Origin of the sequence: Larsenimonas rhizosphaerae, assembly GCF_026240105.1 — a bacterium.
In the GTDB taxonomy this organism is placed as follows: Bacteria; Pseudomonadota; Gammaproteobacteria; order Pseudomonadales; family Halomonadaceae; genus Larsenimonas; species Larsenimonas rhizosphaerae.
This window is the reverse complement of the sequence record NZ_JAPIVE010000002.1, coordinates 649495-673670: the sequence shown is the minus strand read 5'-3', so window position 1 is coordinate 673670 and position 24176 is coordinate 649495. Positions and strand designations below refer to the sequence as shown.

25 protein-coding genes are annotated in these 24176 nt (G+C 58.7%); 11 read left to right on the top strand and 14 right to left on the bottom strand.

What is annotated here, in order from left to right; all coding sequences use genetic code 11:
* The first annotated feature begins 16 nt into the window (after window positions 1-16).
* Genes OQ287_RS09570 through OQ287_RS09560 form a run of 3 tightly spaced genes read left to right on the top strand, consistent with a single transcriptional unit; the run spans window position 17 to window position 2568 of the window.
* Window positions 17-892 carry an isochorismatase family protein gene (locus OQ287_RS09570; protein WP_250935561.1) on the top strand — a complete coding sequence of 292 codons (876 nt, stop codon included), beginning with the start codon at window positions 17-19 and terminating at the stop codon, window positions 890-892.
* Window positions 893-913: 21 nt separating this feature from the next.
* Window positions 914-1777 carry a siderophore-interacting protein gene (locus OQ287_RS09565; protein WP_265896291.1) on the top strand — a complete coding sequence of 288 codons (864 nt, stop codon included), beginning with the start codon at window positions 914-916 and terminating at the stop codon, window positions 1775-1777.
* Window positions 1774-2568: a 2,3-dihydro-2,3-dihydroxybenzoate dehydrogenase gene (locus tag OQ287_RS09560; RefSeq protein ID WP_265896290.1), complete on the top strand. Its 795-nt coding sequence runs from the start codon at window positions 1774-1776 to the stop codon at window positions 2566-2568. The genes OQ287_RS09565 and OQ287_RS09560 overlap by 4 nt, the downstream gene beginning before the upstream one ends.
* A gap of 24 nt (window positions 2569-2592) precedes the next feature.
* Here the strand turns inward: OQ287_RS09560 and OQ287_RS09555 are convergent, their stop codons facing one another.
* From OQ287_RS09555 to OQ287_RS09545, 3 genes are all read right to left on the bottom strand, one after another.
* Window positions 2593-3204 (bottom strand): YqaA family protein, encoded by a 612-nt coding sequence (locus OQ287_RS09555; RefSeq protein WP_265896289.1) that lies wholly within the window; start codon window positions 3202-3204, stop codon window positions 2593-2595.
* Window positions 3205-3330: 126 nt separating this feature from the next.
* On the bottom strand, window positions 3331-5508 hold the full coding sequence (locus tag OQ287_RS09550) for a TonB-dependent siderophore receptor (RefSeq protein ID WP_265896288.1): 2178 nt from the start codon (window positions 5506-5508) through the stop codon (window positions 3331-3333).
* Between the two features lie 310 nt (window positions 5509-5818).
* Complete coding sequence (locus OQ287_RS09545) at window positions 5819-5950, bottom strand: entericidin A/B family lipoprotein (protein ID WP_250935554.1); 132 nt, start codon at window positions 5948-5950, stop codon at window positions 5819-5821.
* A gap of 117 nt (window positions 5951-6067) precedes the next feature.
* Here OQ287_RS09545 and OQ287_RS09540 point away from each other — a divergent pair, with 117 nt between their 5' ends.
* A complete protein-coding gene (locus OQ287_RS09540; protein WP_250935553.1) occupies window positions 6068-6508 on the top strand; it encodes an HIT family protein in 441 nt (146 codons plus the stop codon).
* A 23-nt stretch (window positions 6509-6531) separates the two neighbouring features.
* On the opposite strand, the gene OQ287_RS09535 is transcribed toward OQ287_RS09540, so the two are convergent.
* On the bottom strand, window positions 6532-6897 hold the full coding sequence (locus OQ287_RS09535) for a hypothetical protein (RefSeq protein WP_265896286.1): 366 nt from the start codon (window positions 6895-6897) through the stop codon (window positions 6532-6534).
* Window positions 6894-7448 carry a hypothetical protein gene (locus OQ287_RS09530; protein ID WP_265896285.1) on the bottom strand — a complete coding sequence of 185 codons (555 nt, stop codon included), beginning with the start codon at window positions 7446-7448 and terminating at the stop codon, window positions 6894-6896. The genes OQ287_RS09535 and OQ287_RS09530 overlap by 4 nt, the downstream gene beginning before the upstream one ends.
* A 113-nt stretch (window positions 7449-7561) precedes the next feature.
* On the opposite strand from OQ287_RS09530, the gene OQ287_RS09525 reads away from it, so the two are divergent.
* Window positions 7562-8710, top strand: coding sequence for a glycerate kinase (locus OQ287_RS09525; RefSeq protein ID WP_265896284.1), 1149 nt, complete (start codon window positions 7562-7564; stop codon window positions 8708-8710).
* Between the two features lie 81 nt (window positions 8711-8791).
* Window positions 8792-9268 carry a Dps family protein gene (locus OQ287_RS09520; protein WP_265896283.1) on the top strand — a complete coding sequence of 159 codons (477 nt, stop codon included), beginning with the start codon at window positions 8792-8794 and terminating at the stop codon, window positions 9266-9268.
* Between the two features lie 72 nt (window positions 9269-9340).
* Here OQ287_RS09520 and tal read toward each other — a convergent pair whose 3' ends face one another.
* Both tal and OQ287_RS09510 read right to left on the bottom strand, forming a co-directional pair.
* Window positions 9341-10291, bottom strand: a complete 951-nt coding sequence (gene tal / locus OQ287_RS09515) for a transaldolase (protein WP_250935545.1) — start codon at window positions 10289-10291, stop codon at window positions 9341-9343.
* 391 nt (window positions 10292-10682) lie between these two features.
* A complete protein-coding gene (locus OQ287_RS09510) occupies window positions 10683-11507 on the bottom strand; it encodes an ion transporter (protein WP_265896282.1) in 825 nt (274 codons plus the stop codon).
* Between the two features lie 120 nt (window positions 11508-11627).
* Between OQ287_RS09510 and OQ287_RS09505 the strand changes: the two genes are divergently transcribed.
* From OQ287_RS09505 to OQ287_RS09495, 3 genes are all read left to right on the top strand, one after another.
* Entirely contained in the window at window positions 11628-11942 is a 315-nt protein-coding gene (locus OQ287_RS09505) for an FxsA family protein (protein ID WP_250935540.1), read from the top strand.
* Window positions 11943-12074: 132 nt separating this feature from the next.
* On the top strand, window positions 12075-13067 hold the full coding sequence (locus OQ287_RS09500; protein ID WP_265896281.1) for an LLM class flavin-dependent oxidoreductase: 993 nt from the start codon (window positions 12075-12077) through the stop codon (window positions 13065-13067).
* 237 nt (window positions 13068-13304) lie between these two features.
* Window positions 13305-15167 (top strand): EAL domain-containing protein, encoded by a 1863-nt coding sequence (locus OQ287_RS09495; protein WP_250935536.1) that lies wholly within the window; start codon window positions 13305-13307, stop codon window positions 15165-15167.
* Between the two features lie 13 nt (window positions 15168-15180).
* On the opposite strand, the gene OQ287_RS09490 is transcribed toward OQ287_RS09495, so the two are convergent.
* Genes OQ287_RS09490 through OQ287_RS09480 form a run of 3 tightly spaced genes read right to left on the bottom strand, consistent with a single transcriptional unit; the run spans window position 15181 to window position 18945 of the window.
* Window positions 15181-17337: a TRAP transporter permease gene (locus tag OQ287_RS09490; protein ID WP_250935535.1), complete on the bottom strand. Its 2157-nt coding sequence runs from the start codon at window positions 17335-17337 to the stop codon at window positions 15181-15183.
* 27 nt (window positions 17338-17364) lie between these two features.
* Complete coding sequence (locus OQ287_RS09485) at window positions 17365-17874, bottom strand: DUF1850 domain-containing protein (RefSeq protein WP_250935534.1); 510 nt, start codon at window positions 17872-17874, stop codon at window positions 17365-17367.
* A gap of 6 nt (window positions 17875-17880) precedes the next feature.
* Window positions 17881-18945 carry a TAXI family TRAP transporter solute-binding subunit gene (locus tag OQ287_RS09480; RefSeq protein WP_265896280.1) on the bottom strand — a complete coding sequence of 355 codons (1065 nt, stop codon included), beginning with the start codon at window positions 18943-18945 and terminating at the stop codon, window positions 17881-17883.
* Window positions 18946-19281: 336 nt separating this feature from the next.
* On the opposite strand from OQ287_RS09480, the gene OQ287_RS09475 reads away from it, so the two are divergent.
* Window positions 19282-19806: a hypothetical protein gene (locus OQ287_RS09475; protein WP_250935532.1), complete on the top strand. Its 525-nt coding sequence runs from the start codon at window positions 19282-19284 to the stop codon at window positions 19804-19806.
* 23 nt (window positions 19807-19829) lie between these two features.
* Here the strand turns inward: OQ287_RS09475 and OQ287_RS09470 are convergent, their stop codons facing one another.
* The 4 genes from OQ287_RS09470 to OQ287_RS09455 all read right to left on the bottom strand — a co-directional run bounded on the left by OQ287_RS09470 (window position 19830) and on the right by OQ287_RS09455 (window position 23025).
* On the bottom strand, window positions 19830-20687 hold the full coding sequence (locus OQ287_RS09470; RefSeq protein WP_265896279.1) for a D-amino-acid transaminase: 858 nt from the start codon (window positions 20685-20687) through the stop codon (window positions 19830-19832).
* A 32-nt stretch (window positions 20688-20719) separates the two neighbouring features.
* Entirely contained in the window at window positions 20720-21700 is a 981-nt protein-coding gene (gene dgcA, locus OQ287_RS09465) for an N-acetyl-D-Glu racemase DgcA (RefSeq protein WP_265896278.1), read from the bottom strand.
* The gene (dgcN, locus tag OQ287_RS09460; protein WP_265896277.1) at window positions 21694-22695 is read right to left on the bottom strand and encodes an N-acetyltransferase DgcN; all 1002 of its coding nucleotides are present in this window, start codon (window positions 22693-22695) and stop codon (window positions 21694-21696) included. The genes dgcA and dgcN overlap by 7 nt, the downstream gene beginning before the upstream one ends.
* A gap of 174 nt (window positions 22696-22869) precedes the next feature.
* Window positions 22870-23025, bottom strand: coding sequence for a hypothetical protein (locus tag OQ287_RS09455; RefSeq protein WP_250935528.1), 156 nt, complete (start codon window positions 23023-23025; stop codon window positions 22870-22872).
* A gap of 214 nt (window positions 23026-23239) precedes the next feature.
* Between OQ287_RS09455 and trhO the strand changes: the two genes are divergently transcribed.
* Entirely contained in the window at window positions 23240-24163 is a 924-nt protein-coding gene (trhO, locus tag OQ287_RS09450; RefSeq protein ID WP_250935527.1) for an oxygen-dependent tRNA uridine(34) hydroxylase TrhO, read from the top strand.
* Window positions 24164-24176 lie beyond the last annotated feature (13 nt).

Genomic DNA, 24176 nt, shown 5'->3' with positions numbered 1-24176 from the left:
GGAACAAGGACGCATCATGACTATTCCCGCGCTGCCCTCCTACGCCATGCCGACTGCCGATGAGGTGGCCGCCAATCGCGTGGACTGGTGCATTGACCCGAACCGAGCCGTACTGCTGATTCACGACATGCAGGACTACTTCATCGACAAGTATGACCGCACCCAGGCACCGATCCCGGCACTGATTCAGGCCATCGGGGAATTGCGCCGCGCCGCGGACCTGGCCGGCATCCCGGTGGTCTATACCGCCCAGCCGACCGACCAGCCCGACAGCGACCGCGCCCTGTTGAACGACTTCTGGGGCCCCGGCCTTCCCGGCGCGCCAGAGCAGGTGAATGTTGTCGACGGCCTCACCCCGGCCGACCACGACACGGTATTGACCAAATGGCGCTATAGCGCCTTTCAGCGCTCACCGCTGCGCCAGATGATGAGCGATCAGGGACGCGATCAGCTGATCATCACCGGCGTCTATGCCCACATCGGCTGCATGGCCTCGGCCCTCGAGGCCTTCATGCAGGACGTTCAGCCCTTTTTCATCGTGGACGCACTGGCTGACTTCTCTCGGGAAGAGCATCTGATGGCCATCAACTACGTGGCCAGGCGCTGCGGTGTCAGCCTTGACCGACATACCGCCCTGGCCGCCATCGGCCAGCCTGCATCACATTCGGCCCCTGACACACTGGGCTGGTTGCGTCAGGAAGTGGCACCGCTTATCGAGCAATCTCCCGAGGACATCGACCCGGACGACAACCTGCTGTTCATGGGACTTGACTCCATGCGCATGATGACTCTGGCCGAACAGCTCACCCGCCAGGGTCGCCCGGTGTCCTTCATGGCCCTTGCAGAAAACCCGACGCTCAATGACTGGGTCGCCCTGCTGGACGCGGCCTGATCCTGTATTTCTGGAGCATTCATGACAACGATCACATCTCCGTCTCCGGCACCTGGTGTCCGAGGCCCCAGGGGAAAAAAGAAACCGCCACGCCTGCTTGATGTACTCAGCGTGACCCGGCTGACGCCCAGAATGATGCGAGTGGTGCTGGGAGGCGAAGCTTTGGCTGGATTTCCGGACGACGCACCGGGTGGCCACATCAAGGCCTTCTTTCCCCGGGACCATCAGCACGAACCCAGTCTGCCGACCCTGACCGCCGATGGCCCGGTCTGGCCGGCGGCCGAAGAACGTCCGATTACCCGAACCTACTCGGTACGCCACATGGACTGCGAGCGCCAGGAACTGGCGATCGACTTTGTACTGCATGGTGATGACGGCCCGGCCTCGCGCTGGGCGCTGTCCGCCACGCCGGGAGACCGGCTGGGGATCGCAGGGCCCGGCGGCCCTCTGCCCCTGCTGAAACCGGCCAGCCGCTATGTGCTGGCCGGCGACCTCACCGCCGTGCCGGCCATTGCTGCCCTGCTCGAAGCCCTGCCGGAAGATGCCACGGGCGATGTCTTCATCGAAGCCGTGGACCCGGCCGATACGCTCCCTCTGGCCCACCCGGAAAGCATTCAGGTGCACTGGCTGTATCGGGAAACACTGAGCGCGGGCGAGTCCCCCCTGCTGATCAACGCCGTAAAGGCGCTGGGCATCACTGATCCGGAGGGCCTCTTTGGGTGGGCCGGCGGTGAAAACAGCGCCGTGCTGGCCATCAGGGAGTATATGCGCCACCAGCTGGGCATGAGCAAAAAGCAGGTCTATGCCGTGCCTTACTGGAAGGATCAGTTCACCGAAGAGCGCTACCACGAGGAGCGCCACCGCATCATGGATGACGCCTTATGACACCGTCGCCTGACACTGGATTTGCCGAACGTACAATCGTGGTCAGTGGCGCAGCACAGGGAATCGGCCGCAGGCTGACCGAACGCCTGCTCGCTGCCGGCGCCCGGGTAGCCGCCCTGGACCACGATGACGCGGCACTGGCTCACATGGTAACCGCCCTTGAGGCCGGCGACAGGCTGAGCACCCATCACGTCGATGTCGGCCGGTCAGCGGACGTCGAGGCCGCTGTCGAAGCGGCCGCACAGCAGCATGGACAGCTGGATTATCTGGCCTGCGTGGCCGGCATACTGCAGATGGGCCGGTTGAGCGACCTGAGCGACGAGCAGTGGCTGTCGACCTTTCGTGTCAACACCGATGGCGTGTTTTACCTGTCTCGCGCCGTTGCCCGGCGCATGATAGCGCAGCAGGCCGGCGCCATTGTCGTGGTCAGTTCCAACGCGGCGTCCACTCCCCGCATGGGCATGGGCGCGTATTGCGCTTCCAAGGCAGCCACGACGCAGATGATGCGCTGCATGGGGCTTGAACTGGCCGAGCACGGCATTCGCTGCAACATCGTCTCACCGGGTTCGACCGATACCGACATGCTCAAGGGCATGTTTTCCCACCCGGAAGACCGCGAGCGGGTTATCAAAGGCTCACTGGCTACCTTCAAGGCAGGCATACCACTGAACCGGATCGCGACGTGCGATGATATCGTTGATGCCATCCTGTATCTGCTGTCGGATCAGGCCCGGCACATCACCCTGCATGACCTGCGGGTCGATGGCGGTGCCACTCTCGGCCAGATCTAGCGCGGCCAGATCCAGCCCGTGCTGTCAGAAGGGTCGGTGCAGGTGCGCAAGTACCCAGTACGTACCAGCACCCGCCACCAGCAGCACACCGATCCCGCCGGCAAGCCGGCCATGGCGGTGACAGAACGTCACCGCCGCCTCCCCACCAAAATAGATCAGCAGGGCCAGGCCAAAGAACCGTGCTCCACGCCCAAGGGCACAGGCCAGTAGAAACCAGACCAGCGGATAATGCGCAGCGCCTGCACCCAGCAATGCGATCTGAAACGGAATAGGCGTAAAGGCGACCATGGCAATCGCCCAGAAGCCATGATCACTCATTTCCTGAACGAAATGCGCGTAGCCACCGCTGGCACCGGTCATCGTCAGCAGTGAGTGCCCGAACCCGTCCATCGCCCAGGCTCCGATGCCGTAGCCTGCCAGTGCTGCCAGCAGGTTACCCGCCAGCGCTATACCGGCCAGCATAAAGCCTCGCCGGGGCCGGGCCAGCATCCACGGAATCAACAGTGCATCAATCGGCAGGGGCAGAATCAAAATCTCGAAGGCCGCTGCCATGAACAGCAGCCAGTGCGCCCTGGGCGAATCAGCGCTGTCTCGCAAGCGCTGCAAGCCGGCCTGTGCCCACGCCTTGATCGTCATCGTACAAGAGATCTCTGTTGCGTGTACGCACCGGTATGGCGCATACAAAAACGCCCCGGCAGTGGCCGGGGCGTTTGTGATACCACGCAGACTCATGGGCAGCAAGCAGGCTGCCCCGACGACCGGTTAAAAGTCGTAGCGCAGGGACGCCATCACGTTCGACGGGGCACCATACATGTTGAAGGTGCCTGTTGATCCGACACGCTCGTAATAGGACTTGTCGAGAATGTTGTTGAAGTTCAACTGCCCCTTGAACCTGGGCGTGAAATCGTAACCCACCATGGCATCAACAACAGCGTAACCCGGTGCATCAACATCCTGACTGGAACTGAAGTCACTCATGACCGTAACGCCACCGCCGATGTGAAAACCGTCAAGCGTGCCACTGGTAAAGCCATACTGGGTCCACAGATTGGCCATGTTCTTCGGCATCAGCAGGAAGGTTGCATCGGTGTCGCCACGCTCCACATCGGTGTCCATATAGGTGTAGCCGGCAATGATGTCCCAGTTGGGCAGCGGCGAGCCGGTGACCTCGAACTCGGCGCCCTGAATCCTGCGCTTGCCGATGGGGGCCGAATAGGTCTCACCCGGCACACTGGCAGCGTAGTTATCATCATAGAGACGGAAGGCGCTGATACGGGCGTTCAGATCGCCGTCAAAGTAACTGCCCTTGACGCCGACCTCGTACTGGGTACCCTCACGCGGCTTGATCAATTCACCGCTTGAGCCGGTTGCGCTCTGAGGCTTGAAAACCTCGGAATAGCTGGCGTAGAGCGAATGATGGCTGTCGACGTCATACACCAGCCCCGCGTAGGGCGTGAATCGTGCATCGTTGCTACGACGACCTACCGAGCCATCATCATTATTGGTGACCCGCTGGTCGTAGGAACTGACCCGCCCGCCTGCAATCAATGCCAGCGGTTCAAACGGTCGGAAGGTCAGCTTGGAGTACAGGCCATATTCTTCGAGTGTCGTGCGCTGATCAGTAACGCGAATGCCGGGCCGCTGTGAGCTCAGGAAGTCGATTTCGCTGATGTTTCGAATCTCATCGAACGACGTGGTGCCCCCCAGGGCAGCCCCGGAGACACGAGCACGGGCGGTATCGGTTTCATAGCGTTTATAGTCAGTCCCGACCACGAATTCACTGACATTGCCGAAGGTCATGAAGGGCTGACTATAGCTCGCGTCCATTGTCAGCGATTGCTGATCGATGTCACCTGCCGTACCACGCGGTTCAAAGGTGCCGTTCTGGTCAACGCCATTGCCACCGAAAATGTAGTTATAGTCTGCGGAGCGATCAGAATAACGTGCGGCAAACCGTCCGTACCCGCCATTGTCAAAGCGGTGAGTCAGCTCGGCAATGTAGTCATTGCTCTGCATGGTAAAGCTGTTCCAGTCCGCTCCGGCAAAAGTCGAGCGAGTGACATCAAGCAGGTTGCCGTCTGCATCCGTCGGCAATCCATTGTTGACCACGATGTCCTTGTGCTGACGTAAAAATGCCAGCCCCAGCGTGGTGGCGTCATCGAGGTCAATGTCGAGCGCGCCGTAGAATGTCTGGCGCTTGTTGTCGTTGTCGTCAACGAAGCCATCGGAACCATTATTGCTGACAACCATACGCCCGCGCACACGACCGGCCTGATCGATCGGGCCGGACAGGTCAACCTCCTCATAGTGCTGATTCCAGCTGCCATAGCGGCCGGTCACATGCCCCTGAAAGGTATCGGTGCCGCGCTTTCTGACCAGATTGACGATGCCACCCATCTCGCTGGTGCTGTTGAACAGGCCGGAAGGCCCCCGCATGATCTCGACCCGATCGAACGCCGACAGGTTCGGCACCGTACCATTGATGCTTGCCATCGGCGCAGGCAGGCCATCAATGTTGTATTCGTCATACTCATAACCACGCGCGTAGATCGACGAACGTCCTTCATCGTTGGACAGCACACGCATGCCTGGCGTCCGCTTTGCCAGCCCGTCAAGAGAGTCGAAATTCTGATCATCCATTGCCTCGCGCGTCACGACGCTGACCGACTGGGGAATGTCGCGAAGTGCCGCCGGCGTCTTGGTGCCGACCGTGGCAGCATCTGCGGTATATCCCCCGTTTTGCTCGGTGGACACCATGTCGTACAGGCGATTGCCCTGAACCGTGATCGTATCCTGACGATCAGCGGATGCCGTGGCCGTCGTCGTGGTGACTTCGGCAGCAGAGACCTGAAGCGCGATGGATGAGGCAGCAAGCCCAACGGCAACCGCCAGAGGCGTGCGGGCCGGATGAAACGGACGACGGGAAGATAGTGAACGCATGAGTAATCCTGAATAGACCCTTGACTGGCCACTGTGATCCCTTGCCGGACGTGTCCTGGCAAGTGTGGGCCATGTTTATCGTTGGTACCGGAAATGTGTCGTCGAAAGGCAACAGGCCGACAACGCGAACAACATTAAAAAGAATGATAAACATTATCAAGTGAAAATAATGAACAAATGCCTGTTTTTATTGTCGGGGCAAAAAAAGGAGGGAGCGTCAGGTATGTCCACGGATATCAAAGAGGCAGGTACAGGCAGATGAGCAAGCAAACCGACGCTGCTCAGGCAGCGCCGGGAACTGACAGGTCAGTTATTCAGAAGCGTTCTGAATGGCCTCGCCACCGTCTTCAATATCCTGACCGGCACCATTCATGGTGTTACAGCCGCTCAGTGCAACGGTAGACAGCGAGGAAACCACCAGCAGCATCAACAGTTTTTTCATCGAATACACTCCTTTGACAACGAATGGAAAACAAGGCCACATGCATCCTGTGCCTTGCATGAGCCTGGCAGATTACGCTGAAAATACCATCACATCCCTTGTCTTCCGGAGCATGCCATGGCCCTGTTCACCCTTGACCCCCGACTTGCCGCCGACACTCACCTGCTTGGGCGGATCTCCCTGACGGATGACCTCCCCTGCCAGGTGAGATTACTGGATGATGTTCGCTACTCCTGGCTGGTACTGGTGCCCGAGCAGCCGGAGTGCACCGAGGCCTTCGATCTGCCGGCAGCGGGATGGCTCTCGCTGATGGAATACACGGCCCGGTGGTCAAGAATACTCAAGCAGCATCATGGTGCCGACAAGATCAACATCGGCGCACTCGGCAATGTCGTCAGCCAACTGCACCTGCATCTGGTCGTACGGCACCGCACCGACCCTGCCTGGCCGGGCCCGGTATGGGGCCACAGCACTGCCGTGCCCTATACGCCGACACAGCTTGCCGAGCAGAAGAACATCATGTGTCGCTTGCTGATTCCTGATAACCAGACCACATGACATCGCATGGCGGCTGCAAAAGGCTAGGGCGCATCAAGCCGAGCGCCGGTGTCATCAAGCAGCCGTGCCAGCGAGGGGGCGGCAATGGGCTGATGACCATGCTGCCCCTCAAGCATCAGACGGGTGGCCCCGGCCTGCCTGGTGCAGTGCGCCGATACCTGCCAGGGCGGCCTTGCAGCAAGCTCGGCACGCAGTTCACATAGATCGACATTGGCATGCGGCACCGTAAACCCTCGCATGACAAGGGCTGTACCCAGGGCGCTCAGTACGGCATCCGGCGATGCATTGTAGCTACGTTCGGCGCTCACTGGCTGAATGCGAGTCGTGGCGCAGCCAGCCAGCAGTGACAGGCCCAGCAGAACCGACATGATTCCGAGGCAGGTTTTCATGGTGCTCCCCCGCTGGTGGTGCTGGCGGTAACAGACAAGTCGGCCTTCAGCTGATTGAAAAACGGTACACAAAACGATGGCCTCGCCAGCGCACGGGCATCAATCGGGTAGTTTTGATCCGACATGACCGTACTGCTCCGCGCCAGCAATACTTCGCCGTTGCTTTCCCAGAGCGTGACCGCCTCGATTCGCCGGGGGTCTCCCCGGAACACCTGCCATGGGTCCCCCGAAAGGCTGCCATGCAGGAATGGACCGCCCACAACGCCTGCATTGACGGCACCCAGCCCAGGCATATCGATCACCCGCGAGGCACTGACCAGCCCCAGGGCCACGTCGGTTTCACCCACATCATAGTGATGTCGCTCGAACAGCCGGACCGCGGCCTTCATCCAGTCAGTAGTCGTGCGGTCAGGAGGCAGCGCCATGCGGCATTGCGGTGCCATGCTGCCTGTCGTTGCTGCCAGCGGGTCGGTTTGAGTCACGGCGCACCCGCCTGTCAGTAATACCAGCCCCGGCATGAAAAGTGCCGCCAGCCATCTGGCCCTGTACATGAGGCATTCCCTCGTGTGATCACACCGCGGATAGACAGGTACATCCTGGCACAGGGTGCTAAGGTAAACCGTACACATTTTGTTCTCTCCTGCCCTTAACAGGTGACCTGCCAATGATCATTCTTGCCCCGGACAGCTTCAAGGACGCCCTGAGTGCGCGCGACGCCGCTCAGGCCATGGCCAGCGGTATACGCCGTGTTCAACCCGAGGCAACCCTGCTGTGCTGTCCGATGGGAGACGGTGGCGAGGGCACCCTGGATGCCATCATCGCAGCCACCGGCATCGAACGCCGCATAACCACCGTGGTCGATGCGCTGGGCCGACCGATCGATGCGGCCTGGGGCTGGAATGAGGCCGAACAGACAGCCATCGTTGAACTTGCCGAAGCCGCGGGCCTGCAACAGATCGCACCCGATGAGCGTGACGCCCGGCACACCACCACCGAGGGGGTAGGCCTGTTGATCAAGGCGGCACTGGATGCCGGAGCACGCCATCTGGTGCTGACCCTGGGAGGAAGCGCTACCAATGATGCCGGCAGCGGCATGATGCGCGCCCTGGGGCTTGAGCTTCTGGATGATGCCGGCACTCCCCTGCCCCCCGGCGGCTCAGCGCTGGCACGGCTGGCACGGGTCAATACCGACCATCTGGACCCACGCCTTGAAAAGCTCACCGTTCAGGCCGCCGTCGACGTCAACAACCCATTATGCGGCCCGCAGGGGGCCAGCGCGGTCTTCGGCCCCCAGAAAGGGGCGGATGCCGATACCGTCGCCGAACTGGACAAGGCACTGGCCCACTTTGCCGAACAGCTAGGCCCCTTCAACGGCCCTGACCACGCCAGTACTGAAGGGGCCGGCGCGGCAGGAGGCATGGGCTTTGCGGCACTGGCGTTCCTGAATGCCACCCTGGTGCCCGGCATTGAACTGGTCATGGCTCAGGTCAACTTCGATGAGGCGCTGTCGGATGCTTCACTGGTGATTACCGGGGAAGGACGAGTGGATGGCCAGAGCCTTTCCGGCAAGACCCCTATCGGCATCGCTCGCCGCGCACGTGATGCAGGCGTCCCGGTCGTGGTACTGGCGGGAAGCCTCGGCGAGGGCTGGACTGCCATCCATGACGAAGGCGTCACCGCCACCTGGGCCCTGTCAGACCGTCCCATGGCACTTGAAGAAGCTCTGGCGCGCTGTGCAGAGTTGCTTGCTGATCGAAGCGAGGCAGTCTGGCGATTGTGGCAACAGGCTGCCCGTGGCCAGAACAGGCAGTAAACGCCGGCCAGGCACGTCCGCGGTTGAAAAACGCGCGCATGACAACCATGTTGGATGTATTACCGACGCAAGGAGGACATCATGTCTGATACCAACGCCATTGGACTCCAGTCAGCCAATGCCAATCGACTGGCTGAAAAACTCAACGAGCTGCTGGCCAACTATCAGGTCTTTTACATGAACGCTCGCGGGTGTCACTGGAACGTCAAGGGTCCCCAGTTTTTCGAGCTGCATAATCAGTTCGAGCTGATGTATACCGATCTGCTGACCAAGGTTGATGAGATCGCCGAACGCATCCTGACCCTGGGCTACACTCCGCTTCATGCCTACAGCGATTACGCCCGCCTCAGTACGGTAAGGGAAGTGACTAACGTGCACGATGCCGCCCAGTGTGTTCAGACCATGCTCGATGGGCTTTCCACACTGCTGCAGATCCAGCGGGACGTCCTGGATACCGCCAATGACGCCGATGACGAAGGTACGGCGTCACAGGTCAGCGACTATATCCGCGAGCAGGAAAAAACCGTCTGGATGCTGTCGGCCTATCTGGGCAAGTAAGTGATGTACGGCGCCCTGGATGCATAAAAAAAGCCCCGCTGTTGCGGGGCTTTTTACGCTTGCCATCTGCCGTTACAGCAGTTTGGCAATCTGCTCTTCCAGCGTGTCCTGGTCTGCCGCGAACTTGCGAATGCCCTCGGCCAGCTTGTCATTGGCCATGGCATCTTCGTTATGGGCAAATCGGAATTCGCTTTCGGTAATGCGTGGCAGGGTTTCAGCGCCCTTGCCTTCGTCAGAAACCTTGCGTTCAACCTTGCCTTCCGTCGCGCTCAGCTCTTCAAGCAGTTGCGGCGAGATGGTCAGCCGGTTGCAACCGGCCAGGGCCAGAATCTGTCCGGTATTACGGAAGCTGGCGCCCATGACCACGGTCTCGTAGCCGTAGTCGCTGGCATACTGACAGACGTTACGCACGAACTTCACACCTGGGTCTTCCTCGGCGGTATAGTCCTTTCCGGTTTCCTTCTTGTACCAGTCGGTGACGCGGCCGACAAACGGCGAGATCAGGAACACACCCGCTTCAAAGCAGGCTCGTGCCTGAGCATCGGAGAACAACAGGGTCAGGTTGCAGTTGATGCCTTCCTTCTCCAGAGATTCCGCAGCACGAATGCCTTCCCACGTGGATGCCAGCTTGATCAGTACGCGATCCTTTGACACACCCCGTTCTTCGTACAGCTTGATCAGGTGATGCGCTTTTTCGATGCTTGCTTCAGTATCAAAGGAGAGTTTGGCCGACACCTCGGTCGAAACGCGCCCCGGTACAATCCCGGCAATTTCACTGCCGATGGCAACCGCAAGATGATCTACCGCAGAGGCGATCTGCGCATCACGGTCGCTCTCTTCCTTCTTGACTCGCTCAATGACGTCCTTGATCAGTGGCTGATAGCTTTCCAGATCAAACGCCTTGAGAATCAGGGAAGGATTGGTCGTGGCATCCATGGGCTGATATTTACGAATCGCATCAAGATCGCCGGTATCGGCTACCACATGGGAAAGTTCCTTCAACGCGTCCAGTTGCGTTGCCATATCAAGCCTCCAAAAGATCAATATCCGGGGGTTTTCCCGGCAAAACATTCCGACACGCGAAACCACCGTGTCAGACGACTCGTTCCAGCATAGCGTTTTTGCAGGCAAAATCGATAACTGAACACAATGGATCGGAACAAATTGTATTCGGGGCAGCTGCGTCAAACGCTCGCAGCCGCACACATCACATTAACTAGACACATCTAATTAAATACTATCTAATACTTTTGCCTGCAAGGCATTATAAATGATCAGGACAGCGAGCCAGAGAGGCCTTTGCTTCAGGAATGGAAGCCGTTGTTCAGGGAGCGGCACTGCCAGGGAAGGCACCTTTCAATGCTATCCACCCGGATAGTTTCATGTTCCGCCTTCACTCCTTCGACCTGCCTGCTCATGGATCATCCCTTGCCGGTGACCGAGGCCTGGCTTCATTTTCTCCGGCCTCATCAGACAGTGCACTTCGATTATCCAGCGATGCTCGCAAACCGGCAATTTCATGTCGCATTTCCTCCATTTGCCGATTGAGATGACGCATCATTTCGCGCTGGGCTCGCTGCTGCCGGTCAGCATCATCGTTTTCGTCCGCAACAAAAAGCGACCCGATATAGGCCGCAAAGCTGCCGAACAGCCCTACCCCGCCAATCATTACAATTACAGCCACGATACGCCCTCCCAGCGTCACCGGGTAGTAATCGCCATAGCCTACCGTGGTGATGGTCACAAAGGCCCACCACAGGGCATCTTCCGCAGTATTGATACGACTTTCAGGCACCGGCCCCTCGATCAGCAGCATCGCAATGGCACCGAAGGCCACCAGCAGCACTGTCGCCGTGGCTGCCGTGGCAAATACACCTTCGGCCCGGTTGCGAAACACCACATCAATAACGGTCTGAATGGATCGCAGCGCCCTGATCAATCTGAAAATCAGAATAACCCTGAAGACACGGGCCGCCTGGAACTGACCCATGACCGGCACACTGGCCAGGAGATCAATCCAGCCCCACTTCATGTAATGAAGCTTGCTTTCCGCACGATAGAAGCGCTGGCAAAAATCGATGAAAAAGAAAAAACACACCAGATAATCGAGATAACGCAACAGTCGCTGCATTTCCGACGAAAGGTGGAAAAATGTTTGTGCGCCCAGTGCCAGCAGCACATAGAGCGACAAAAACAGCAGGAATATCTGAAATGGGGTAATACGCTCCCGTTGATCCACGTGTACCTCGCTGTTGTCATGTTCAGACTTGATCGAGCCTGAAACCCCGAGTGGCAAAGGAACGGATCAAGCGTAGGGTAGTCAAAGTATCTGACACATCCGTATTGGAGTGGTAAATCAATGATCGATCCGCGTAATAATCATGCCTGGCAACGGGCCGAAGCGCTCAAGTCACGCATGAATCAGCATGCCGGTCAACGCAGCCATAACCCGCTCAAGGGCGTGCTTGTCTGGTTAAGCGTCGCCGCATTGATGGTGACAGGACTGTTCATGGCGTCCATTCTTCTGCTGGTCGGGCTGGTGACCCTGCCGTTCCTGCGTCACCGGATCAAAAGACAGACGAACACCTTTTCCGGCACATTTTACGAACATCACACCGGCACGTCCCGCGATTCCCACCGAATCATTGAAGGCGACTATCAGGCCCGGCCCTGACATGACCTGAATCATGAGCATCCTGCGGGATGCTTTTTTATTATCTGACCGGCTGCCGACCGCTTGCGATAAGGGCCTTTCACCCCCACATTGTAAGCAAGCTAACATTTAAAGCAGGCACACGAGGCAGTCATGACGACACTCTCCGAGGTTACACTTTCAGTACTGGACCTTGCTCCCATTCGAAAGGATGGCTCGATTCGGGAAACCCTTGATAATACGGTCACGCTTGCTCAAACCGTCGAAGCGCTTGGTTACCACCGGTTCTGGATGGCTGAGCATCATAATATTTCAGGCATTGCCAGTGCAGCGACCTCGGTACTGATCGGTCATGTGGCAGGCCAGACCAGCACCATGCGTATCGGCTCGGGGGGCATCATGCTGCCCAATCACCCTCCGCTGGTCATCGCCGAGCAGTTCGGCACGCTGGCCACACTGTATCCGGACCGCATTGACCTGGGCCTGGGTCGGGCACCCGGCAGTGATGGTGCGACCATGCAGGCGATGCGTCGCCACCCCCGTGCCGGCGTGGATGACTTTCCGGAACAACTGGCGGAGCTACAACGCTATCTTGGGGATGCCTCGCCCGGCCAGCGCGTCCAGGCCGTGCCCGGCCAGGGAACGCATGTACCGATATGGCTTCTCGGATCCAGTGGCTACAGTGCCCAGCTTGCTGCACGGCTGGGGCTGCCCTTCGCCTTTGCCGGCCAGTTTGCGCCGGGATACATGCACGAGGCACTGCGTCTTTATCGGGAACAGTTCCAGCCCTCCGAGACCCTCAAGGCCCCGTGGGCGATGCTGGGAATTCCGGTACTACTGGCCGATACCGATGAGCGCGCCCACTGGCTTGCGACTACGCAACAGCAGAAGTTTCTGAACCTGATGAGGGGCCAGTCCACGCATCTGCTGCCGCCAGTGGATAACATGGACTGGATGCCCCACGAACGCATGGCGGTGCAGCAGAACCTGGGCGCTACCATCGTGGGCTCCCCGGATACCGCACGGCAGCAGCTGGACAGGCTTCTGGAGGAGACCGGCGTCAACGAGCTGATGATTAACACCGATGCCTACTCACTGGAAGACCGTCTGACCAGCTATCGCCTGCTCGCCGAACTGCAGCAATGACGCCATGGATACAAGAGTGCAGGCCCCGCTACCGGGGCCTTTTTTCATTCTTTACAGCACACTTTCTCATTCCCTTGAGGTGCTACTTTTTTACAGCTTTTTGATTAAACTATTCTAATTAAATAGACGCCTGCCGATAACACCGTAACGGCAGCCGTCTGCTCGATATCAGCTTCGGTCACCGTGCTTCATCACGGCGCGGCCTGCCTGATGGATAAACAGGATAGAGGCTTCGTCATGACTTCTTGGCTTACTGAACTTCCCATGAGCAAGGACCCTCTCATGCGACTCGACAATGGCGCCGTTCCGGCCGTACCACATGAACATGAGGCGGCACGACTCAGCGAGCTGAAGGCTCTGTTCGTGCTTGATACGCCGCCTGAGCAGCGATTTGATCGGTTGACCCGTCTGGTAAGCCGTACCTTTGATGTCCCTATTGTTCTGATCTCCCTGATTGACGAAGACCGACAGTGGTTCAAATCCTGCGTAGGGCTTACCATCACCGAGACCCACCGTGACCTGGCGTTCTGCAGTCATGCGCTCCATGAAAAGGACGTCATGGTCATTGAGGATGCCCTGCAGGACCCTCGCTTCGTCGCCAACCCACTGGTTACCGGGCCACCCAATATCCGCTTTTATGCAGGCGCCCTGATCCGTTCCACCAGCGGCCTGCCGATGGGTACCCTGTGCCTGATTGACGATATTCCAAGACGCTTGAGTCCTCACAAGCGTGATTTGCTTATCGAGTTTGCCCACTTCGTCAGTAGTGAGCTGAACCACGATGTGACCCTGGCCAATGAGCAGACCGAGTCCAAGCTGCGCAACTCGCTGGACCCGCTGACTCATTACCTGCAACCCGGTAACTTTGAAAAGCGCATCAATGACTATTTCAGGCTGGCCGAAACCCAAAGCGCCCACTATTCGCTTGCCATGGTGCAACTACCCACACTGAAACAGGTCAGCGCTCGTTACGGCATTGCAGAATCCACATTGGCTCTGGTGGAAGTATCACGCCGATTACGGCACGCCTTCAGGGGCCACGGTTTATTGTTTGGCCGTATCAAGGACGACACGCTGTGTGTGTTTTTTGAAGCACCGACTCAAAAGCACCGGGAAAAACTCATGAATCGGGCCGCTGACGAGCTGCATGCACGCCATGAAGGCACAGCCGACGCCTTTGACTGCCCACCGCATATCAGCTGGCTGGATGACTGCCGCCTGTTCGATGATGCCAGCGCCATGATGGTTACCATTGAGCGCGCCATGAAGGAAGACGCTGCCGATACCCCCTCACTGCATCTGCTGGACACCGATGAGTATCGTCAGCCGCTGATACGCTCGGTAGCCATTGCCCGGCGCTTGCCAACGGCGCTCAGCAACAGCGAACTCTACCTGCACTATCAACCCATTCATGACCTCACCAGCGACACCGTGATCGGGCACGAAGCCCTTTTGCGCTGGTACGATACCGACCTTGGGCAAATTACCCCGATAGAAATACTTCGGGCAGCACAGGAGCGCCGACTCGAAGAGCAACTGGATCGGTGGGTGCTGAGCCAGGCTGCTACCCTGCTGCTGAAGGCTCGTCAGGCCGACCCACCCACACTGCCCATTACCGTTAATCTGGGCAGCGCCTGGTGCATCCAGCCGGATTTCAGCGATGCCGTTGTCAATCTGCTCAATCGCCACGGCGTCCCGCCGCACTTGCTGGTCTTCGATATTCCGGAAGATGTCATGGCTGGTCGTGACGCGATCCTCTATCGCAATATCCGCGCACTATCCACCATTGGCATCCGCTTCATGCTGGACAACTACGGGCGGAACTACTGTGACCTGCTGGGATTGATGGACCTGCCCATGGCCGGTATCAAACTGCATCAGGACTGGAAAACAGCCATCGGCCCCAGCACTGACGTGCAGCGGCACAAGCTGGAAGCGGCGGTTGATATCGCTCGTCGCGCAGGCTGGCGCATTTGTGCCAAGGGCATTGAAACCGTTGAGGAATACAACGACTTCAAGGCCCTTGGATGCCACGAGGGTCAGGGCTTCTGGCTGGGCCGACCGGCCGCTTACGATACCCTGCAAGACCTGTCAGGGTAGTGCGAAAGGCAGCCTAGCCAGGCTGCCTTTTACCCATCAAAAACAATCCACCCAGTACAGCAATACCCAGCATATCGGTCGGCCAGCCGGGATACATCAATGCCAGGGCGCCGATTGCGGCCAGTACCCGGCCTCCCCATCCCAGTGCGCGCCTGAAATACCCTTCCACGGCGATGGCCAGCATCAACACACCCAGCAGACCACTCAGCGCTACCCAGATCACGGAGACCACACTGGCATCTATCATCAGCATGCTGTGGGCGAACACAAACATGTATGGAACAACGAAGCCGGCTACCGCCAGTTTCATGGCCTGTACACCAGTAGCATTTGGTGACCCGCCGCTGATCCCGGCACCGGCATAGGCAGCCAGGGCTACGGGAGGCGTCAGATTGGCAAAAATACCGAAATAGAACACGAACATGTGCGCCACGAACATGGCGGTATCACTGCTGCCCGCCAGTTCACGGAACAGCGGCAGATTAAGCAGGATCGGTGCCGCCATGGTGCTGGTAATGATGTAGGTAGGAATACTGGGCAGCCCCATCCCGAGCACGATGGATGCCACCATGGTCAGCATCAACGTCACCATCAATTGAAGCATCGGCCAGGCAATATGGCTGCCCAGCTGAACCACTGCATCCGCCGCCTCAAGCGCAATCCCGGTCAGGGTAGCCACCCCTACGATAATCCCGACAGCCCCACAGGCAATCGCCACCGGGATGGCGTTTCTGACCCCCTCGGTCATGGCATCACGACATTCGTGAACATCCATCACCTCAGCCACCAGCCCGAGCCGGGCACGTACCAGGTTGATGACCACCGGCACCACGATAAAGGCAAAGAGCCACCACCGGTCTGTCGAAAACGATGGCAAGGGCTGACCCGCCAGCACCGCCTGCCACAGGGGCTCAAGGATGAGCAGAGTCAGGATGGCCGACAATCCGATCAATACACGTGGAGTCGCGCAGATCAGAATGGTCGCGGCAATGGACCAGAAGGCGGCAAAGAAAGGCGCGCGCCCCTGAAACAGCAATAGCATCAGGACGGCCATGGGCACCAGAAGATGCCCTCGGGCCACCAGCACTTCACGTACAGGCGTCAGTTCACTGCGAGGAATACCTTCCAGGCCGTTGCGAGAAGCACGTAGATGCACCTGGAACAATACGCCCGCGTAATAAAGCAGGGCCGGAATAATGCCGGCCAGTATGACCTGGGTGTAGGGTACAGAGAGAACTTCCGCCATGATGAATGCTGCCGCGCCCATGATGGGTGGCAGAATCTGCCCCCCCACGCTGGCCGATGCCTCGACGGCACCGGCAAAATTGGCCTTGTAGCCGGTTTTTTTCATCAATGGGATCGTAAAGGCCCCGGTGGTCACCACGTTGGCGATGGCCGACCCGTTGATGGACCCAAGAAAGCCGCTGGCGAGTACTGCCACCTTGGCCGGCCCACCGCGAGTATGCCCTGCCACCGCCAGAGCCAGATCATTGAACAGCTGGCCCAGGCCGGACTTGCCGAGAAAGGCCCCGAACAGAATGAACAGCATGATATAGCTGGCTGACACGGCAATGGCCGTCCCGAGCAACCCCTCGGTAATAAACACCAGATGCGATACGATTTGACGCCCCACCGCCATCACGATGTTCTCATTGAGGGCCGGATAGAACGACAGTTTGGCGTAGATACCATAGCCCAGAAAAAAGACAGCCAGCAGGGTCAGCCCCCAGCCGGTAACGCGACGCGCAGCATCGATCACCAGCAGAATGGCCACTATCCCGACAACCATATCCAGACTGGTAATGCGTCCAGCCGAGGCAATGACACGGTCAGAAACGACCAGCATGTAGACACCAACCCCCAGTGCCAGTACCGCCAGCAAGGCATCGCTCCAGGGCAGGCGGGTACGGTCACCGCGACGCGTGGCGGGATAAAGCACAAAGGCCAGCCCCAGCAGCGTATACAGGTGAATACTGCGCTGCGCTACATCCACCAGCGGGCCGGAAAAGGAGGTGTATAGGTGAAAGAGCGCCAGCAGGACGCTCAATATCATGACTATATTCGAAATCGTACGGGGCAGGTCGTGGCGAATCGCGCTCTCGCGATCAAGCTGCTCCAGGGTTTTCTTTGCCAGCTCTTCATCAACGGCTGGTGGTGAAGGAGATGTCATGCAGCGGCTCCTTGCCGAAATGAAACATCAGGAAGATTCAAGTGACCACAGCGGCCGAAGCAGTGCTGCCAGATAATGCCCGGGCGGGGCATTGACTGTTTGAATATGGATTACCGCATCACGCCCGGATACGTCGAGCGACCAGGTGTCACCTGCCTGTTGAAACAGGTAATGCTCCCGGGGGGCGGCCTGGATATACAGGGGGTCGACACGACGATGCAGGCCTCGCATCACCACCCAGCCATCTTCAAGTGTCGTGTGATCCCCCGCTTGAGCCGGAACCCCGGCGCCGAAGGTCTTGAACCGCGTCGAAATCACATACAGGCTCCGACCTTCTACCCTGAACGTTTCCTCCCAGGGTTCCTTTTCGACCGAATGAGTCCAGCGAACCTGGAAGGTCGAGCCCTCCCCGGCATGAAAGGCAAGCCAGGGCGTGCCCTGATGCGAAACGACCACCATCTGTACCGGCACCAGCATTATTGCCAGCACCAGCACGCTCATGGCCGTAGCCAGTACCCAGAAACTCAGGCGGCGCATGATGGATTACTGCGCTGCGTCGTCCTGATCGGGTGACTCCTTCAGCGTATCGTAATAGGCCTGAGCGCCTGGATGAACCGGCAGCACCAGATTCGCATCAAGCTCAGCAGGATCAACCTGTTTCAGCGCACCGACGGACACCTTGTCACTGCCCAGGTAATCATGGAAACGGTGGGCAAGCTCTCCGGCGACCTTGTCGTTCATGTCAGCCGGCACAATCAGCATGTTCCGGATGGCAACCGTATCGACCTGCTCACCCAGGTTGTAGCGCTCAGGAGCATTGGCAGGAATCGTGTACTGCTGATAGTAAGGGTACTTCTCAAGCAGGCGGTCAGCGACATCACCGGTCACCGGCACGAAAACAATATCACTGGACTGCATCAGGCCGGTAATGCTGCTGTTGGGCACGCCTGAAGTGAAAAAGGCCGCGTCCAGGTTACCGTTACTCATTTCCGTCACGCTGTCGGCATACCCGGTGTGACTGACCCTGGCAAGGTCACTTTCCTTGATGCTCGCTGCTTCAAGCACCTTCTGGGCACTCTGCTCCACACCGGACCCCACCTTGCCGACCCCGACCCGCTTGCCTGTCAGATCTGCAATGGTTTCAATACCACTGTCACGCGTGGCCACCAGCTGAACCACGTTGGGATAAAGGCCGGCCAGTGCCTTGATATCGGCAGGCTGTCCATCGAACTGTCCCGTGCCCTTCATGGCATCGTAGGCCACGTCACTCATGACGATCGCAATCTGGTTCAGCCCATCGGTAATGTTATTGATGTTTTGAACGGATGCTCCGGTCGATACCACCTGTACGTTATCAACCAGGTCGCTGGCCTCGAAAACCGTCTTGAGCGCCCCGCCGATGGGGTAATAACTTCCGGAGGTGCCACCAGTACCAAAGATCAGATTGACCGGTTTAACCTGTTGATCGGCGGAAGCAGTATCGGCCGTACCTTCGGTGCTGCTTCCACCAGCGGCACTCTTGTCGTCATCGCCGTTTCCGCAGCCGGCAAGCGCCACCGCCAATACACCTGCTACCGCCCAGCCTGTCAGGCCTGTCTTGTTCGCCATTGTGCAACCCCTGATGTTTTATTGTCGTGATGGTAAATCAGCCTACCCCGCACCCTGGGGAGAGGCCATGACTATAACAAGCTACTTTAGTCGAATATAAGAATTAACATAGCGCAACTTCACGACGGCATCCTGAAACCAATTGCCACAATTGGGCTGCCTTGTTATCCCTTCTCGGGCATAGAGGGGGCTGGTGTCGTTATCGTCCCGGCTTTAAAATGAACCTCTACTCCAGATGAGTATCCATGAAGTAATCGTCCTGACTGCTTCGTGACGATCCTCACCGGACCTATCAAGATGTCCGTCCATTTCCCGACATGACACTGGATTTTCTCCATGGCAAAGCATTTCATCCGCGTGATGCCGATTCTTGGCCTGCTTCTGATGACGGCCGGCCTTACCGGCTGCGCTTCCGGTCTGAGCGAGCAGCAGCAGCGTGAGTACGCCATTTACAAGGAACGAGGTCAGGCCCGTGTCGTCAAGGACCCGGACTCCGGCGCCATTCTGGGCATGCTGCCCGGAGGCGGTTCCTGGTATACGGGCAATTACGGGGCAGCAGCGCTCAATACCGCGCTGTGGCCGCTATCGATGCTCTGGGACCCGGCCAACGGCTATAACGCAGCCACCTCGGCCAATTATCTGGCCACAAAATCCTGGCTGCAGGAGCAACAGAGCAAGGAAACGGCCAGGCTCAAGGACCGGCGCAAAAAGGGTATGGTCAATGAAAGCCAGTACCAGCAGGAACTTCAGAAGATCAAGGCCAAGTACATTGTCAGCCCGATGAATCAGATTTCAACCGGCGTTGTGGCCACCCCTGAAAGCACATCACGCAACCTGGTCAGCAACTCAACCAGACAATGAGCCCGAGGGGTGGCCCCCTTTGGTTATTCTGCCTGCCTCAGGCTTTCCTCGATGTAAAGGGTCCGCAGCCGTGCAGCAACGGCGCCGGGCCTTCCATCGCCCAGCGCCTGTCCATCAATGGACACCACTGCCGTCACCATGGAAGTGGCCGAGGTCATGAAGGCTTCCTGCGCCATGCAGGCTTCTTCCGGCGTAAAGGCACGCTCCTCGATGACCAGCCCGACGTCTCTGGCCAGCCGGAGCACCGCAGCGCGGGTAATGCCATGCAGAATATCGCTGGATAGCTCACGGGTGACAAGCCGTCCATCCCGGGTCACGATAAAGGCGTTACTGGAAGAGCCCTCCGTGACCAGACCATTTTCGACCAGCCAGGCATCATCGGCCCCGGCAGCCCTGGCCGCCATCTTGGCCATTGATGGATACAGCAGTTGTACGGTCTTGATGTCCCGACGCCCCCAGCGCAGATCAGGCTGAGTAATGACGTGCGCGCCTCGATGAGCCAGCGGGCTGTCGATTACGGCCTTCGCCTGGGTAAACAGAACCAGGGTGGGCGGCGTTTCCGAACCGGGATAGGCAAAGTCCCGGTCAGCCACACCCCGGCTGAGCTGAAGATACACAAGCCCTTCCCTGAGTGCGTTGCGCCGGACCAGTTCCTGATGAACATGCAGCAGTTCATCATTATCCAGCGTCTCCGGCATCGACAGGGCCGTCATCGAGCGACGTAACCTGGCAAAGTGGCCTGGCGTATCCACCAGTCGCCCTTCAAGCACCGCACATACCTCATAAACGGCGTCGCCCATCAAAAACCCACGGTCAAAAATCGATACCGTGGCCTGATCCTCGGCAAGGTACTCGCCGTTGACATAAACAGTGCGTGTCATGGTTTCAAGCCTTGTAGTTCCGTCATCAATCACTAGCCCCACAGCGCACGAGCGGCGGGATGAATGCCCTGCGCATCAAAATGCATGCCATGTGCCCGGTCCTCGGCCAAAAGCAGCGGACCATCAAGGTCCACCACACGGGCCCCCTGAGCGACCAGCAACGCCGGCGCCATCGACAGCGATGACCCAACCATGCACCCGACCATGACCTCGAAGCCCGCCGCCAGAGCCGCGTCTCGCAGGCCCAGCGCTTCGGTCAGTCCACCGGTCTTGTCCAGCTTGATATTGACAATGTCATAACGCCCTGCAAGCGCAGCCAGCGAGTCGCGGTCATGACAGGATTCATCGGCGCATACCGGCAACCACCGCTCAAGCCGTTCAAGCGATTCGTCATCGCCTGCCGGTAGAGGCTGCTCGACCATCTCGACACCCAGCGCCACCATCTCCGGCGCCAGACGCTGATAATCCTCAAGCTGCCATCCCTCATTGGCATCGATGATGATGCGCGCATGAGGGGCGCCTTCCCGAACTGCTCTCAGGCGCTCAAGATCCCCTTCGCCCCCCAGCTTCAGCTTCAACAGGGGCCGGTGAGCATGGCGACGCGCCTTGTCATACATTACCTCCGGAGGCTCGAGGGACAGGGTATAGGCGGTGATTTCGGGTCCGGGTGCAGACAGCCCCGCCAGCTGCCAGACCGGCCGGTCCTGCTGTTTGGCTTCCAGATCCCAGAAGGCACAGTCCACGGCATTTCGAGCGGCTCCGGGCGGCAGACGCTGCTGAAGGCCATGGCGGTCCAGCCCGGCCCTCAAGGCATCGGCCAGCCCGTTGATGTCGTGGATGACGCTTTCGACCGTCTCGTCATACCGAGCGTAGGGAACACACTCACCGCGTCCGGTATGGGTGCCGTCACTCAAGGTCACGGTCACCACTCGCGCATGGGTGCGCGAACCACGGGAGATGGTAAATGCTTCAGCCAGCGGGAAGATCGTTTCCTCGGCCGTTACTGTCAGCATGCCAGCAGGGCCTCCGCCAATCGCGCGGCACCATGCCGGAATGGATCGACACAGGGCATCTTCATTCGCGCCTCAAGTTCCTCGAGATAGGCCGTCGCCTCTTCATCGCTGAAGGCCGCAGTATTGACGGACACACCAATCACCTGACACGCCGGATTGACGATCCGTGCCAGGGGCAGCGCCACCGCCATGAGCTGCTCAAGGGTCGGTAATTCATAGTGAGGCAATCCGCGCATATGGGTGCGGGTCGGCTCATGGCACAGCACAAGAGCATCCGGCTGGCCGCCGTGGATCAGGGCCATGGTCACGCCGGAAAAGGACGGATGATACAGGCTGCCCTGACCTTCGATGATATCCCAGTGCTCCGGCGTATTGTCCGGTGACAGCCATTCTACGGCGCCGGCCATGAAATCCGCCACGACGGCATCCAGAGGCACCCCCTGCCCGGTGACCAGAATCCCGGTCTGACCGGTAGCCCTGAAGTCAGAAGGTACATTGCGGGCCTTGAGTGCCTTGTCGATGGCAAGCGCAGTGTACATCTTGCCGACCGAGCAATCGGTACCGACCGGCAGGCAACGCTTGCCTGTCCGCTTTTTACCATCACCGATCGGATAGCTGACCTGAGGCACCCGCACATCAAAAAGCGCCACCTGATGCCTTGCAGCGGCATCGACAAGGCGGGGTTCATCGGTCAGCAGGTTGTGCAGGCCGGAAGCGATATCCATACCGGCGGCCATGGCCTGTTCCAGCACATCCAGCCACCGCTCGGAGATCACGCCACCGCGATTGGCCACCCCGATGACCAGCGTGCGCGCCCCCTGTTCGACGGCCTCCGCAATGGTCATGTCCGGCAGACGCATATCTGCCTGACATCCCTCGAGTCGAAGCTGACCGAGAGCATGCTCGGGTCGCCAGTCCTTGATCCCCTGCGCCACCTTCGCAGCCAGCGGATCAGGCGCATCACCCAGAAACAACAGGTACGGGGTCTTCAGCATATTCAGTGCTCCTGAAACAATGTCATTGTCGTTCTTGTTCGGTGAAGGGCCTTTCCCGAGCCAGACCCGAAGGGCATCTCATGAAGATAGCCCGATCGAAGCAGCACGGGAAAGGGCTGTTCCGAAAAAGCATTTCCCCTCCAAGCAGGGAACCTGCGCCCGGGGGTGCCAGTACTAGCGCCGCCGAGAAAGCCCCGCTCCCATTCGACGCACCAGGGCGGTAACGCGAGCCGGCGAGGGCATGGAAACCAGTGCCATGAAAATACCAAGTATCGAGAACACCCCCATGATGGCGAGGATGACAACCCCCATGGATTCAAAAAATGACATGACTTAACCTTCTGAATTAAATGTTATTTTATATATTGATAATACTAGGCTCATCCATAAGTTCAATACACGCCCATCTGCCCACATGTCTGCGACATGCCGCCGCTTGCCATACCGCCCATGGCCGATAAACTAGGCCCTCCGGCGAGCTGGCCGGTCATATCGATCACTGTTCTGGTCCGTCCTTTACGCGGATGACCACTGGAGACATTTCATGAGTTCACCTGTCATCGTGGCGGCGATGTATAAATTCGTCACCCTTCCGGATTTCAACGCGCTGCGCGCCCCTCTTCTGGAGGAAATGAAGTTACATGACGTCAAGGGAACGCTGCTGCTTGCCGAAGAAGGCATCAATGGCACCATTGCCGGCACGCGAAACGGCATCGATGCCGTACTGGCCTGGCTCAGAAGCGACCCGCGCCTGGCGGATCTGGAGCACAAGGAATCCACGTGCGACGAGCAGCCCTTTTATCGCACCAAGGTGAAGCTCAAGCAGGAAATCGTCACCATGGGCGTGCCACAGATTGACCCCAACCGTCGGGTGGGCACCTATGTCGATGCCCATGAATGGAATGACATCATTGCCGATCCCGAGGTACTGGTGATCGATACGCGCAATGACTACGAAGTATCCATCGGGTCATTTGAAGGTGCCGTGAACCCGCAGACCAAAACCTTTCGCGAGTTCCCCGACTACGTGAAGGCGCATTACGACCCGGAAAAGCACAAGAAGGTCGCCATGTTCTGTACCGGCGGCATTCGCTGCGAAAAGGCCTCGAGCTATATGCTGGGCGAAGGGTTTGATGAGGTTTACCACCTCAAGGGGGGCATCCTTAAATACCTCGAAGAGGTGCCCCAGGAAGAGTCACGCTGGAACGGCGACTGCTTTGTGTTTGATAACCGAGTGACGGTCAAGCATGACCTGAGTGAGGGAGAATTCGAGCAGTGCCACGCCTGCCGAATGCCGATTTCAGTAGAGGACCAGCAAAGCGAGCACTATCTTCCGGGCATCAGCTGCCCCCACTGCTGGGACAGCCTGCCGGAAAGCAGCCGTGAACGCGCCCGCGAACGCCAGAAGCAGATTGATCTTGCACGCCAGCGCAATGAGCCGCACCCGATCGGCCGCACTCAGGGCTGATACCTGCCCGCAT